Here is a 14,024-nt window from a genome sequence, read left to right on the forward strand (position 1 = left end):
TCAGGCCTCCCGGAGCCCTGCCAGCGCGAACTCCCGCATCCCTTCCCCGAATCCGACCTGCGGCCGCCAGCCCAGCTCGGCCCGCAGCCGCGCGGAGTCCGCGGTGATGTGCCGCACGTCGCCCAGCCGGTACCCGCCGGTGACCACGGGTTCGGGACCGCCGTGGGCGGCGGCCAGCGCACGGGCCATCTCGCCCACCGTGTGCGGCTCGCCGCTGCCGGTGTTGTACGCCGTCAGCACGCCGGCCCGGTTCCGCGCCTCCAGCGCGGCCAGGTTCGCCGTGGCCACGTCCCGCACGTGCACGAAGTCCCGCCGCTGCCGGCCGTCCTCGAAGACGCGCGGAGCCTCGCCCCGGGCGAGCGCGGAACGGAAGAAGGAGGCCACACCGGCGTACGGGGTGTCGCGGGGCATCCCCGGCCCGTACACGTTGTGGTAGCGCAGCGACACCGCCGAACCGCCGGTGGAGCGCGCCCACGCGGCGGCCAGGTGCTCCTGCGCGAGCTTGGTCGTCGCGTACACGTTGCGCGGATCGGGCGGGGCGTCCTCGCCGACCAGGCCGGGGGAGAGGTCCCGCCCGCAGGATGGGCAGAGCGGCTCGTACCGGCCCGCGTCGAGGTCGGCGACGGCCCGTGGACCCGGCCGCACGACACCGTGGCGCGCGCACTCGTAGCGCCCCTCGCCGTACACGACCATCGACCCGGCCAGTACGAGACGCGGTACGCCCGCGCCGGCCATGGCGGCGAGCAGCACGGCCGTCCCCAGGTCGTTGCGGGAGACGTACTCCGCCGCGTCGGCGACCCCGTTGCCGAGACCGACCATCGCCGCCTGATGACAGACGGCGTCGACACCGGCGAGGGCGCCGACCACGGCCGCCGGATCGCGGACGTCCGCGGCAGGGTCCTCCCTCACGTCGAACACGAGCGGTTCGTGTCCGCGCGCCCGCAGGGCGTCGACCACATGGGACCCGATGAACCCGGCACCGCCGGTGACCAGTACACGCATACACCCACGCTAGGACCGCGAACCCGCCGCGCGCCGTGACCCGCCCGGCACGTCATCACTCCGTAAGACCGGGGCGGGCGGGGTGCCCGGGCGTCGTTGTCAGTGCCGCGCGGCATGGTGTCCGGATGATGATCGCGGATGACGAACAGCGTGGCGGGACGGCCGGACTCGCGCGCACGCCCGGTGTCGTCGAACTGCTGGAGAACACGGACTGGGCGAGTCTGGCGCATGCCTACGGGCCGGCCGAGGACACCCCGGCCCACCTGGTCCACCTCCTCGACGAGGACCCGCGCCGGCAGGCCGAGGCGCTGGGCATGCTGGACATGTCCGTGCTGCACCAGGGGTCCCTGTACAGCGCCACGCCTGCGGCCATGCTCTTCATCGCGGCGGTCCTGCCGCACCCCCCCCGGACCCTGGCCGTGCACGAGAGCTACCACCCCTGGGACGACCGGACCCGCCCCCTGCGCGCCGCCCTGCTGGAATTCCTCGGCCTGTTCGCCGAGTCGGCCGCGTACGGCGAGGAGCCGGGGGGTGGGGGTGATCGTGATGGTGGGGTGCCGGCCGGTGGGGGCGATGGCGTGGCGTCGGGCCGTGGGGGCGATGGCGTGCCGGCCGGTGGGGGTGATGGCGTGCCGCTGGTCGGTGGGGGTGATGGTGTGGTGCCGGTCGGTGGTCGCGATGGCGTGGTGCCGGGGGGCGAGCCGCCCGGCGATCACCGTCCATGCGGGCGACGGCAACGCCGTGACCCGTGCCGGCCCGGTACCACGTCCCGGCGTGCCTGCCCTACGCCTGCGGTCAGGTGTCGGTGGGAGTGAGGACCGCCTGGAGCAGGGCGCCGTAACGCGAGATCAGTTCCGCGCGGTCGGTACGCAGGAGGGCTTCGTCCCGGGCGACCCACAGGGTGTGCAGGAGGCCCGCGGCCAGGGCGGCCGCGAGGCGCGCGCGGACGTCGGAGTCGGGTCCGGAGATGCGGCCGCGCAACGGCCGGACGAGGACCTGTTCGTGCGTGGCCTGCAGACGCTCCTGGATCTGCGGCTCGTTGCTGCCACGCACCAGGGCCAGGAAGATGCCCCTGGCGGAGCCGTCGAGGCCGACGAGGAGTTCGACGAGCCGTTCGCCCAACCGCTCCAGCGGCACGTCGAGGAGGGGTTCGTCGTCGATCGTCAGGTGCATAGTCTCCAGGAACAGGAGTTCCTTGCTCTTGAAGTGGCGGATCACCAGGGCGGGGTCGGTGTCGGCCTCCGCGGCGATCTGTCGGACGGTGGTCCTGGCGAAACCCCGCTGCTGGAACAGTCGGGTGGCGGCGGAGTGGATGGCCTCGCGTGTCGTCGCGGCGGATCCCGTCTGCAACATCGCGCCAGGATAGGCGGTGCCGACCCGGCGCGTGGGCCGTCGCCGGCTTCGACGGCACGAAAGCGCCACCGGGCGGAGCGCCGCCCGCGGTGTTCCGCGGCACAGTCACACCACAGTCACACCACGGCCGGAGCACGGCCGGAGCACGGGCTGCCGGAGCACGGGCTGCTCGGCGGTCGGCAATCGGGCGAGGAACAGCTTGAGGAAGCGGTTGAGGGAAGGGTTTGGTAGGCGGTTCAAGAACTTCGGTCAACTATGTTGACTCGGCTGTCGGGCGCCTGCACATTACCTATGGGTAGAACCACCAGGTAACCGTGCAACCCCACTTCACGGTCGTCGGCGTGCGTTCGTGCGCACGTACGGGCCGCCGGCACCCTTCCTCCGCTCGAGCCGCTGAATCCTCGCGTCCCGTACGCCTGCCGGGCATCGCTGTGCCCGTTTCCGTCGCGTCCGAACTCCCGAGAATCGAGAGCACATGCCGAAGTCCGCCCTGCGCCATGTCATGACCGCGTCACTCGCAGCGGTCGGTGCGCTGGCACTCAGCCTCACCGGGGCCCCCGCACAGGCCGCCACACCCCTCGACTACGCGGCCCTCGGTGACAGCTACAGCGCCGGTTCGGGGGTCCTTCCCGTGGACCTCACGAACCTGCTGTGTCTGCGATCCACGGTCAACTACCCGCACGTCATCGCCTCCAGGACCGGTGCCCGCCTCAAGGACGTGACCTGCGGCGCCGCCCAGACCAAGGACTTCACCCAGTCCCAGTACCCGGGCGTGGCCCCCCAGGTGAACGCCCTCGACGCGGGCACCGACCTGGTCACGCTGACCATCGGCGGCAACGACAACGGAACCTTCATCAACGCCGTGACGGCCTGCGCCGCCGCGGGTGTCCTCAGCGGCGGCCGGGGCAGCCCCTGCAAGGACTCCAACGGCACGAGCTTCGACGACGAGATCGACGCGAGCACCTATCCCGCGCTCAAGGCCGCCCTCGGCAGCGTCCGCGCCAAGGCCCCCAACGCCCGTGTGGCGGTGCTGGGTTACCCCTGGATCACACCCGCCACCGCCGATCCGTCCTGCTTCGTGAAACTGCCGATCGCCTCCGGCGACGTGCCCTACCTGCGCGGCATCCAGGCCCACCTCAACGCCGTCGTCCGGCGGGCCGCGGAGGAAACCGGCTCCGTCTACGTCGACTTCAGCCGGGTGTCCGACGGCCACGACGCGTGCAAGCCCGTGGGCACCCGGTGGATCGAACCCCTCGTCTTCGGCAACAGCGTCGTCCCGGTCCACCCCAACGCCCTCGGCGAGCGGCGCATGGCCGACCAGGCCATGAAGGTCCTCGGACTCGGCTGACCGGAGGGCCGGCGGCCGAACAGCCCGCCGGCCCTGACCGTCACCGCCGGCCCTGACCGTCACCGCCGGCCCTGACCGTCACCGCCCGCGCCGGGCACCGTCACCGCCGCCAGCGGACACCGTCACGGCCGTCACCGGGGGGCTGGCGGGCGCCTGTTGCGAGACGGGCGCGTCCCCGGCCCGCTGGACGCAGCCGCTGCGCGCGTTCCCCTGTCCTGCTGCGACGGACGGGTGGCGCACCTGCCCGACCTCGCACACCCAGCAGGGGCGCCCACACCCGGCCACGCCGGAAGTTCTCCGCACCCTCCCCCACCCTCTCCAGCGGGTGCCCTCAGCGGCCTGCCGGTCCGCCCTCCGGGCTGATCAGGGCGGCGACGGGAAGGTGGTCGCTACCGGTGGCCGGCAGGGTGCGCAGGTGGCTCACCCGCGCCGATCGGGCCATCACCTGGTCGATCCGCGCCAGTGGGAAGGAGGCGGGGAACGTGAAGGCGAAACCCCTTTCCGCCGATCTCATCCGTGAGGTCACAGGCTCCAACCCCCGGTCGTCCACGGTGCCGTTGAGGTCCCCCAGCAGGATCACCGTCCTCCGTGCCTCCGCCTCGACGGCCCGTCCCAGCAGACCGGCGCTCTCGTCCCGCCACGAGGAGGCCAGGCCGCTCGCCCGCACGCGGACCGAGGGCAGGTGCGCGACGTACACCGCGATCTCGCCGTGCGGTGTGCGGACCACCGCCCGCAGCGCACGACTCCAGTCCTGCGTGATTGCCCGGGGTTTGATGTCCAACGGCCCCGCTTCGGTGAGCGGATGCTTCGACCAGAGTCCGACGGTGCCATGAACGCTCCGGTACGGGTATCGCGCGGCGAGCGTCCGCTCGTAGACCGGCAGTGCCGAGGGCACCAGTTCCTCGAGGGCGATGAGGTCGGGCTCGACGTCGGCCAGGGCGCGGGCCGTACCCGCGGGGTCGCCGTTCTCGTCGCTGACGTTGTGCTGCACCACGACCAGGTCACGCGGGCCCGGCGCCGGCCGGGGCAGCAACAGCCCGCCGTAGAGGTGCGTCCACAGAGCCGCCGGCAGGAGCAGGGCCACCAGCGCCGCGGCGGACCGGCGCAGCAGCGCCAGGCCGAGCAGCGTCACGACCACCAGACCGAGCCACGGCAGGAACGACTCCAGCAGACTGCCCAGCCCGCCCATGAAGCGGGGCAGTGTCCGGTGGAACGCCAGGAGTGCCGCCGTCGCCACCGCGGACACGGCGAGCACCCGTCCGTGTGGCATGGCAACCCCCTGGCAGCGGTGACCGGTTGGTTCCGAGCTGTCGATCATCGTACTCGGGAGGCATCGGCGCGGTCGGGCGCCGCCTCCTCGGCGTGGTCCATACCAAACTCTTGACATGGGCATTGCTCACTTCTTAAATCAGCTAGTGAACTAAGCAGCCCCCCACCGCCCCATGCTGCGCCGACCGGCTGAACCTGTCCGCACCCACTGCCCGCCTGTCCTTGTTGGCATGTGCATGCTCGCTCGCCGGTCTCCGTGTCATGCCCGATGAAGGGAGAGTCATGGACTCCCCGCGCTTTTCCCGGCGCCTGCTGTGGTCGCTCGCACCACTCCTCGCCTTCGCGTCACTGTCCACCGGGCTCGCGCAGGGCGCGTCCCCGTCCGCGCGGGCGGCCGCCGCACCCGCCGTCGCCGAAGCCCGGGCGCAGCCGTCACCTTCTCCGACGAGTTCGACGGGCCCGCGGGCGCCGCCGTGGACGCCGCCAAGTGGCAGACCGAGACCGGCGACAACGTCAACAACCACGAGCGGCAGTACTACACGGCCGGCAACCGCAACGCGGCCCTGGACGGACAGGGTCACCTGGTGATCACCGCCCGCCGTGAGAACCCGGGCAACTACCAGTGCTGGTACGGCCGGTGCGAGTACACCTCCGCCCGGCTGAACACGGCAGGCAGGTTCACCACGACGTACGGGCGTGTCGAGGCCCGGATGAAGGTTCCGCGCGGGCAGGGCATGTGGCCCGCGTTCTGGATGCTCGGCAACGACATCGGCCAGGTCGGCTGGCCCAACTCGGGCGAGATCGACGTCATGGAGAACGTGGGCTTCGAGCCGTCCACCGTGCACGGCACCCTGCACGGGCCCGGCTACTCCGGCTCCGGCGGCATCGGCGCCGGATACACGCTCCCCGGCGGACAGGCCTTCGCCGACGCCTTCCACACCTTCGCCGTCGACTGGAGCCCGAACGCGATCACCTGGTCCGTCGACGGCACGGTCTACCAGCGGCGCACCCCCGCCGACCTGGGCGGCCGGCAGTGGGTCTTCGACAAGCCCTTCTTCCTCGTCCTCAACCTGGCCGTCGGCGGTTACTGGCCCGGCGACCCCGACGGCAGCACCGTCTTCCCCCAGCAGCTCCTGGTCGACTACGTCCGTGTCAGCACCGACACCGGCCAGCCGGGCGGCAGCGGCCCGATCACCGGCGTCGGCGGCAAGTGCGTCGACGTGGCCGGGGCCAACAGCGCCAACGGCACGCCGGTACAGCTCTACGACTGCAACGGCACCGCCGCCCAGCAGTGGACCGTCGGCGGCGACGGCACGATCCGCGCGCTCGGCAAATGCCTGGACGTGGCCTCCGGCGGCACGGCCGACGGCACCCTCGTCCAGCTCTGGGACTGCAACGGCACGGCCGCCCAGCAGTGGCGTCCCCGCCGCGCGGGACATCGTCAACCCGCAGGCCGACAAGTGCCTGGACGCGTCCGGCGGCAGCTCCGCCAACGGCACCCGGCTACACATCTGGACCTGCACCGGAGCCGTCAACCAGAAGTGGACGGTGACCCGTTGACGAGCGGCCCTCCGCAGCGGCGGGTCTGATCCGGACCCGAGTCCGACCCGTCCTCCTTCCGCCACTCCGCACGGGCAGGCGACAGCGCCGCCCGTGCGGTGGCGCGGATCTCGTCGGCAGCCGGGGGGGCCTCGGCGGCACGGGCGAGGACGACGGACTCGACCACGCGGCTGAACCGGGCGATACCGTCCGGTCTTCGGTGGCGAGCAGCGGCGAAGTCCCGTACCCCGTGGGCGTAGGCGTAGGCGCGGTGGGCCCCGGCGTCACCGCTGTCACGGGCCAAGCCCGCGGCGGGCCCCGGGGTGGGCAGCCGGTAGCCGCGTAGTCCCGGTGCCGGGGGACGGGTGTGCGTCGATCAGGGCTGCTGGGCTTCCTCGCGGCACGTCGTCGCCGCGCTCACCGGCGACGCCCCGACCGACCGCGTCCGGAGCAGTGGGCCGTCCGTGCCGCGCGGGGCGCCTACCCCCGCGGCGCGGTGGACAGGTCACCACCGACGAGTCGTCTCCCTGAACTGACCGACTGCGACGCCCGCGGCCCGGTGGGCTTCCCCAGGGCCTTCGGCGTGCACCGGCCGGGTAAGTAGCCGCAGCTCAGAAGGCTGCAGGACGCAGTGACGCAGTGACGCAGTGACGCAATGACGCAGAATGGCGTGCGCAGGTGGTGCCGTCGTCGGCGCCGACCTGCTGCCCGCCGCCCGAGCCGTCTTCGTCCTGCTGCCGCCCGGTGTGGTCGTACGCGTCTCCACCGACCTGAGCCGCTTCTACGGCGCCCACCTCGCGGGTCCCGTGATCACGCAGGCCGCGCCCGGTGCCGGAAGTCCGGCACCGGGCGCGGTGTGGGGGAGGGACCGGCCGACCCCTGTCACCAGGGAGCGGCTCGGTGTCAGTAGACGCTTCGCCGGGCCGCCGCCGACGCGCCGTTCGGCGTGCCGGTGATCGTGAACTGTGAGCCCGGTTCGATGAGTACGTCGCCCTGGGCCGAGCCGGTGATCGTGACGTTGGACAGGGTGGCGCTGCCTCGGGCGCCGCTCATCGCGAGGATGCCCGAGCCGTTGGTGGACCGGTCGATGCGGACGTCGGTGATCTTCACGCCCGGCATCGCGCCGCCGCCCGTCTTGAACTGGATGCCGTCGTAGGTCGAGTCGTGGATCTCGGTGTCCCGGATGGTGACGCCCGGGATGTCCTGGCCCTGCGCGAAGAGGGTGATGGCGCCGAACTCCTGCGCCTCGCTCCAGAACGCGCCGCCCGTGCGGTGCAGGGCGTTGCCCGCGATCAGGGTCTGCCCGGAGAAGGGCAGCGGATCGTGGTCGGTGGCCAGCATGATGCCCGGGTAGTTCATGGTGTCGGCGATGACGTTGTTCTCGATCGTGTTTCCGTACCCGCCGTACACCGCGATTCCGTTGGCCCGCCAGGGTAGTTGGACGGTGTTGTTGCGGAAGCGGTTGTCGTGGCCGACGTCCACCGCGGTGTCCTTCACGTACTTGCTGGCCCAGACCGCGAGCGCGTCGTCGCCGGTGTTGCGGAAGGAGGAGTTGTAGACGGTGGAGTTGCGGGTGCCGTTGGCGAAGTTGACGCCGTCGGCGTATGTGTTGCGGATACGGACGCCGGTGAACTCCAGCCCGTCACCGGGGCCCCACAGTTCGGGGATGTTGGAGTAGTCCCGGCCGGCCCACACGCCGACGTTGGCGTGCTCGATCCATACGTTGGTGATCTTCGTGCCCTTGCCGAAGCGGCCGTTGAGGCCGACGCCGCCCTCGTGGTTGCCGTCGCCGCCGCGGATGGTGCCCGAGCCGAAGATGGCGATGCCGGAGATCTGCGTGTTGTGGTCGATGTCGAAACCGAAGTTGCCCTCGTGCGGGTGGTTGATGCCGCCCGCCTCGTGCGGCGGGGTCAGCGTGTACAGCTGGGAGTGCCACATGCCGGCGCCGCGGACGGTGACGTCCCGGATGCCCACCTGGTTGAACTGGCCGCGGTTGAGCGGGTCGTCGGTGAGGATCTTCTGTTCCTGCCGCCACTGCCCGGCCGGGATCCACACGCAGGTGATCTGACCGTTCTGGTCCGCGGTGACCGCGCGCTGGAGGGCGTCGGTGTCGTCGAGCCCGTCGTTGGGGACGGCACCGTACTCGGTGATCGAGGTGCAGGCGGCCGGCTTCGCGGCCGGGGGCGCCACCTGCTCCAGGTCGACCAGGTCGATGATCTGGAAGGCGGCGGAGTCGCCCGCGTCCCGCTGGAGGCGGAACGTGGTGCCCGCCGGATACGTCTGCGACAGCAGCGCGTGGGACTCGTCGAACAGGCGCCGGGCGTCGCCGCCGGGCCGGTTGGTCAGCCCCTCGGGGTCGTCGGTGCTGCCGTACAGCCAGCTGTGCTTCGACGACAGGGTCAGCTTCCGCACGAAGCTGCCGTCGGCGTAGAGGCTGATCGTGGCGTCCGCGCCGCCGCCGGTGGCGGAGTCCGGGACGGAGTTGCGCACCACGATGGAGTTGGCCGCGTTGGTGGAGGTGAACTCCACGTACTGGCCGGTGGAGCTGAGGCGGACCGACTTGCGCCCCGAGGACTCGGTGGCGAAGTTCGTGTGCCCGAAGGTCCGCTTGGCGTCGGCCGTCAGCAGCGTGCCCGAGTAGCGGCCCGCCTCCGCCTCGTACTCGGTGTGGGGGACGGCGGCGCCGCGCCCGACGACCAGGGACTTCGCGAGCACGTTGTTGTTCTCGTCGGTCTCGGTGACGACCCCCGTGGCGTCGGCGGTCGCGGTGAGGGTGGCTCCGCCGGCGGTCGCCGTCCAGGTGCCGCTGATCGGCACGTTCACCGTGGCGTCCGGAGCCACCTGGCCCGTGGTGCCGTTCAGGGTGGTCGAGCCCGCCTGGACCCGGGTCACCGAACCGGCGGGCGCGCGGTGGTCCCGCGGTTGTGCACGGCGACGGTGAAGGTGACGGGAGCGCCGACGGCCGGGTTGGCCGGACTGGTGCTGATGGAGCGCACCTCCAGGTCCGGTCCGGGGGCCCGGGCGACGACCAGCCGGTTCGCGGCGGCACGGCTGTTGTTGGAGTCGTCCAGTTCGGCGACGGTGCCACGCGGGTCGACGACGGCCGACACGGCGTAACTGCCCGCCGGACGTGTGCCGGTGCCCACGCCGACGGTGGCGGAGGCGCCCGGGTCGAGTGCCGGGACGGCGCCGCTGCCCGCTACCGTGCCCTCGACGCTCGCCTCCACGGTGGTGGCGGCGGAGCGTGCGGTGCCGGCGTTGCGGACGGTGGCCCTGACGGTGACCGGGTCCCGTTCGCTGGGCGCGGCGGGCGTCCAGTCCAGGGTCGTGACCGTCAGGTCGGGGGCGGGTGCCGCGGTGCCGACGACCTGGAACTCGGCGACCTGACCGCCGGGCGCGCCGGTGTTGGAGGAGAACCGCAGGCGTACGTCGGCCCAGCGACCGCTGACCGGGATGGTCACCGTGTTGCCGCTCGCCGGACTGAAGGCATAGCTCTTCGCGGCGACAAGTGAGATGAAGCCGCTTGCCGACTGCTGGCGGCCCAGGACCTGGATGCCCTGGGTGCGGGCGGCCCACACCGGGGCGGGGTCGAGCTTGACGACCACGGCACTGAGATCGGCGTCGGCACCCAGCTTCACGGTGAGGTCCGCGGGGTGGCCGGCGGCCTCCCAGTAGGTGGCGGTGGAGTCGTCGGTGGCGTTGGCGGCAACGTAGCTCTGCACGGACGAGGTGGCCTCGACGGGCTTGTTGCGGGCCAGGTTGGTGCCGGCCGGCGGCGGCTCGGTGTCGCCGTCCTCGCCGTACACCTCCAGTTCGGAGAGCTGGGCGGCGTTCCAGCCGGTGTTGCCGGAGACGCTGACGCGGACGTACCGGACATCGGCGGGGGAGGCCAGCGCGATAGACACGGTGTTGGCCTGCGCCGGGTCGAACACCCGGACCGCCGAGGCGGCGAGGGTGCCGAACCCGGAGCCGTCGGTGCTGCCCTGGAGGGAGAGGGTCTGGTTGCGGCTCTCCCAGCCCGTGGGGAGTTTCAGTACGACCCGGTCCACGTCGCGGGCCGCGCCGAGGTCGACCTGCACCCACTGCGGGAAGGAGCCCGCGGGGCCTTCCCAGTAGGAGGCCTGGGCGCCGTCGGTGGCGCGGGACGCCGGGTACTCGGTGTGGGAGCCGCCGGCGGTGGCCGGGCGGCCGAGGGCCAGGTTGACGTCAGCGGCGGCCGGCGCGGCCTGGGCGGGGGAGGCGGAAGTGAGCGGCAGCAGTCCCGTCGTGACGAGCCCGGCGATGACGACGCCGGTCAGGGGCCGACGGCTTGGTGGTCTCCATCTCATGAGGTCCTCTGTTCGATCGGTGGCACGGCGAAGGGCGCGGCAGACCGGCGGCGAAGGTGCGGGGAGGAGAGGAGCGGGACGCCCCCGCAGGGGGCGACCCGAGAGCGCGAACACCGGCCGTGCACGCAATTTGAGTCGGACGGTCGATTCTTTGCGGAAACTACGGCACAGGTTTCTAGCGAGTCCCAGGTTTGTCAACGGTCCCGGTAACGGGCGCGGTTGCCGCGCAAACCGCTTGCGCCGCTTGCCCGCCGGCTTGCTTTTCCCGACAGTCGCCATGAAAGTCGCTGTTCGAGGCCCTTCACGGGGTGAAACGGGGAGGGCGGGCAGGCAAGGGGTCTCCGGGCGGAGGACCACGGTCGCGACGGCATCACGCGCGCAGGGCCGCAACCGCAGGGCAGCGCCCAGGGCGTCCCGGACACCCGAGATTCACGCAAATCGCTTGCGTTGCTTGCGCTAGCCTTGCGCTCATGACGCGACGACTTGCTCAGGTAGCCAAGAAGGTTGGGGTCAGCGAGGCCACGGTCAGCCGGGTCCTCAACGGCAAGCCCGGGGTCTCGGACGCCACCCGGCAGTCCGTGCTGACCGCGCTGGACGTGCTCGGCTACGAGCGCCCCACCCAGCTGCGCGGCGAACGCGCCCGCCTGGTGGGCCTGGTCCTGCCCGAACTGCAGAACCCGATCTTCCCGTTGTTCGCCGAGGTCATCGGCGCGGCGCTGGCCCAGCAGGGGCTGACCCCGGTGCTGTGCACCCAGACCAAGGGCGGCGTGTCCGAGGCCGACTACGTCGAGCTGCTGCTCCAGCAGCACGTCTCCGGGGTGGTGTTCGCCGGCGGACTGTTCGCCCAGGCCGACGCCCCGCACGACCACTACCACCAGCTCGCCGAACGGAAGATCCCGGTCGTGCTGATCAACGCCGCCATAGCGGAACTGGACTTCCCCTGCGTCTCCTGCGACGACGCCGTCGCTGTCGAGCAGGCCTGGCGCCACCTGTCCCTGCTGGGCCACGAGCGCATCGGTCTGGTCCTCGGCCCCGGCGACCACGTCCCCTCCGGGCGCAAGCTCACCGCCGCCCGCGCCGCCGCCGAGGCGCCGGCACCACCCTGCCCGACGACCGGGTGGAACGCTCGATGTTCTCCCTGGAGGGCGGCCAGGCCGCCACCACCCGCCTGCTGGAACGCGGTGTCACCGGCATCATCTGCGCCAGCGACCCCCTCGCCCTCGGCGCGATCCGGGCCGCCCGGCGCCGGGGTCTCGCGGTGCCCGGACAGGTGTCCGTCGTCGGCTTCGACGACTCGGCGTTCATGAACTGCATCGAGCCCCCGCTGACGACCGTGCGTCAGCCCATCGAGGCCATGGGCCGGGCCGCCGTTGACCTGTTGTGCGCCCAGATCCAGGGCGGCGAAGTGCCGCCCGGAGAGCTGCTGTTCGAGCCGGAACTGGTGGTCCGCGGCTCGACCGCGCAGGCCCCGAGGGACTGAACGGCACCTGCGACGAGGGCCCGTCACCCGCACGCGTCGTGTCAAGGGCATCGTGCCAGATGTGTCTCCCCGTCCCTCACTTGCCCTGCGGTGCCGGTCACCGATCCGGCTCTGCACACACCTCTGTTAAACAATTACGAAATCCGCGCGGGATATTGCGGCCACTTGTCGACGGTGGTTGAGTGTGCGGCGCCCCACACGCCTCGGCGAGGGGGCGCCTTCCACGTTCATGCCCAAGGGGGACCACCCATGAGAACAGCTCGGTTCCGCCGCACCCGCCGCGCCGGCGCGGTCACCCTCGTCTCCGCTCTCACGCTGACGGCGCTCGCCGCCTGCGGCACGAGCAGCAGCAACGACGGCGACGACAACGGTTCGGGGAACAGCGCGAATTCGGATCCCGCCGCGCCGCTGGACCCCAAGACCAAAGTGACCATCACCATCGACTGCATGCCCCCGGCGGCGAAGGCGGCCGAGCTGAAGGAGTGGAACGAGGACGTCAAGGAGTTCAACAAGACCTACCCCAACGTCACCGTCCAGGGCCGGTCCACCCCGGGCCAGTGCCTGGAGCCGCCCCGCTTCACCGCGATGCTCAAGGCCAAGTCCCAGCCCGATGTGTTCTACACCTACTTCACCGACCTGGCGCAGGTCCTCGACAGCGACGGCGCCCAGGACATCAGCGCCTACGTCAACGACCGGACCGTCCCGCTGCTGAAGGACATCGACCCCGACGTCCTCGGCTCCCTCAAGCAGGACGGCAAGCTCTACGGCCTGCCCACCAGCAACTACCGGATGGGCCTGCTGATCAACCGCAAACTCTTCACCGAGGCCGCTCGACCCGGACACCCCGCCGGCCACCTGGGAGGACGTCCGCGCCGCGGCCAGGAAGATCGCGGCACTCGGCGGTGGCGTCGCCGGGTTCGGCGAGTACAGTGCCGCGAACACCGGCGGCTGGCACTTCACCGCGCAGGTGTACAGCCTCGGCGGTGACGTCGTCGACACCTCGGGCAAGAAGGCCGCCTTCAACGACGCCGTCGGCAAGCAGGTCGCCCAGAACCTCCACGCCATGCGCTGGGAGGACGACTCCATGGGCAAGACCCAGCTGCTGAAGTGGGGCGACCTCCAGAAGCAGATCGCCACCGACAAGCTCGGCATGTTCCTCGCGGCGCCCGACGACGTGACCTACATGGTCCAGCAACTCGGCGCCAAGTACGAGAACTTCGGCATGGGCCCGATCCCCGGCGGCAAGAACACCCTCGCGGGCGGCAACAACTACATGATCAAGAAGGGCATTTCGCCGGACAAGGTCAAGGCCGCCGTCGCCTGGCTCAACTTCAAGTTCACCACCGTCGGCAAGGGCCACTACGACTGGCAGCGCGCCAAGGCCGACGGCCTGCCCGTCGGACTCCCACAGCCCAACCTGTGGCTGAACGAGAGCAAGGCCAAGGACGACGCGGCCCGCAAGCAGTACGCGACCATGCCGGTGGAGAACTTCAAGGCGTTCATGGACAACCCGGTCCCGGGCAAGGCCGAACCGCCGAAGGCCCAGGAGATCTACAAGGTCCTCGACAACGTGATGTCCGGCATCCTCACCAACAAGGACGCCGACATCGACAAGCTCCTGTCGACGGCGGAGACCCAGGTCAACCAGGTCCTCGCCACCCAGTGACCCCGCGCGCGCGCACGGCGCCGCCCGGCCCGCGAGCGC

6 protein-coding genes and 4 pseudogenes are annotated in these 14,024 nt (G+C 71.5%); 6 read left to right on the top strand and 4 right to left on the bottom strand.

Going from position 1 to position 14,024, the window contains the following annotated elements:
- Complete coding sequence (locus BM536_RS17350; RefSeq protein ID WP_073494179.1) at positions 1–1,002, bottom strand: NAD-dependent epimerase/dehydratase family protein; 1,002 nt, start codon at positions 1,000–1,002, stop codon at positions 1–3.
- 125 nt (positions 1,003–1,127) lie between these two features.
- On the opposite strand from BM536_RS17350, the gene BM536_RS40800 reads away from it, so the two are divergent.
- Positions 1,128–1,817 carry a hypothetical protein gene (locus BM536_RS40800; protein WP_094103156.1) on the top strand — a complete coding sequence of 230 codons (690 nt, stop codon included), beginning with the start codon at positions 1,128–1,130 and terminating at the stop codon, positions 1,815–1,817.
- Here the strand turns inward: BM536_RS40800 and BM536_RS17360 are convergent.
- Entirely contained in the window at positions 1,798–2,355 is a 558-nt protein-coding gene (locus BM536_RS17360; protein WP_073494175.1) for a TetR/AcrR family transcriptional regulator, read from the bottom strand. The genes BM536_RS40800 and BM536_RS17360 overlap by 20 nt on opposite strands.
- A 475-nt stretch (positions 2,356–2,830) precedes the next feature.
- Here BM536_RS17360 and BM536_RS17365 point away from each other — a divergent pair, with 475 nt between their 5' ends.
- Positions 2,831–3,703, top strand: a complete 873-nt coding sequence (locus BM536_RS17365) for an SGNH/GDSL hydrolase family protein (RefSeq protein WP_073494173.1) — start codon at positions 2,831–2,833, stop codon at positions 3,701–3,703.
- A gap of 331 nt (positions 3,704–4,034) precedes the next feature.
- On the opposite strand, the gene BM536_RS17370 is transcribed toward BM536_RS17365, so the two are convergent.
- The gene (locus BM536_RS17370; protein WP_073494171.1) at positions 4,035–4,973 is read right to left on the bottom strand and encodes an endonuclease/exonuclease/phosphatase family protein; all 939 of its coding nucleotides are present in this window, start codon (positions 4,971–4,973) and stop codon (positions 4,035–4,037) included.
- Between the two features lie 281 nt (positions 4,974–5,254).
- Between BM536_RS17370 and BM536_RS17375 the strand changes: the two are divergent.
- Together BM536_RS17375 and BM536_RS17380 are read left to right on the top strand one after the other, a co-directional pair.
- Positions 5,255–6,532, top strand: a pseudogene (locus tag BM536_RS17375) (ricin-type beta-trefoil lectin domain protein).
- A gap of 644 nt (positions 6,533–7,176) precedes the next feature.
- Entirely contained in the window at positions 7,177–7,467 is a 291-nt protein-coding gene (locus BM536_RS17380) for a hypothetical protein (protein ID WP_094103157.1), read from the top strand.
- Here BM536_RS17380 and BM536_RS17385 read toward each other — a convergent pair.
- A pseudogene (locus BM536_RS17385) lies at positions 7,415–10,839 on the bottom strand (CARDB domain-containing protein). The gene BM536_RS17380 and the pseudogene BM536_RS17385 sit on opposite strands and share 53 nt — an antisense overlap.
- A 470-nt stretch (positions 10,840–11,309) precedes the next feature.
- On the opposite strand from BM536_RS17385, the pseudogene BM536_RS17390 reads away from it, so the two are divergent.
- Positions 11,310–12,319: pseudogene (locus BM536_RS17390) on the top strand (LacI family DNA-binding transcriptional regulator).
- A gap of 249 nt (positions 12,320–12,568) precedes the next feature.
- Positions 12,569–13,985 (top strand): annotated as a pseudogene (locus tag BM536_RS17395) (ABC transporter substrate-binding protein).
- The last annotated feature ends 39 nt before the right edge of the window (positions 13,986–14,024 follow it).

The sequence above is a fragment of the Streptomyces phaeoluteigriseus genome (assembly GCF_001896135.2).
Taxonomy (GTDB): domain Bacteria; phylum Actinomycetota; class Actinomycetes; order Streptomycetales; family Streptomycetaceae; genus Streptomyces; species Streptomyces phaeoluteigriseus.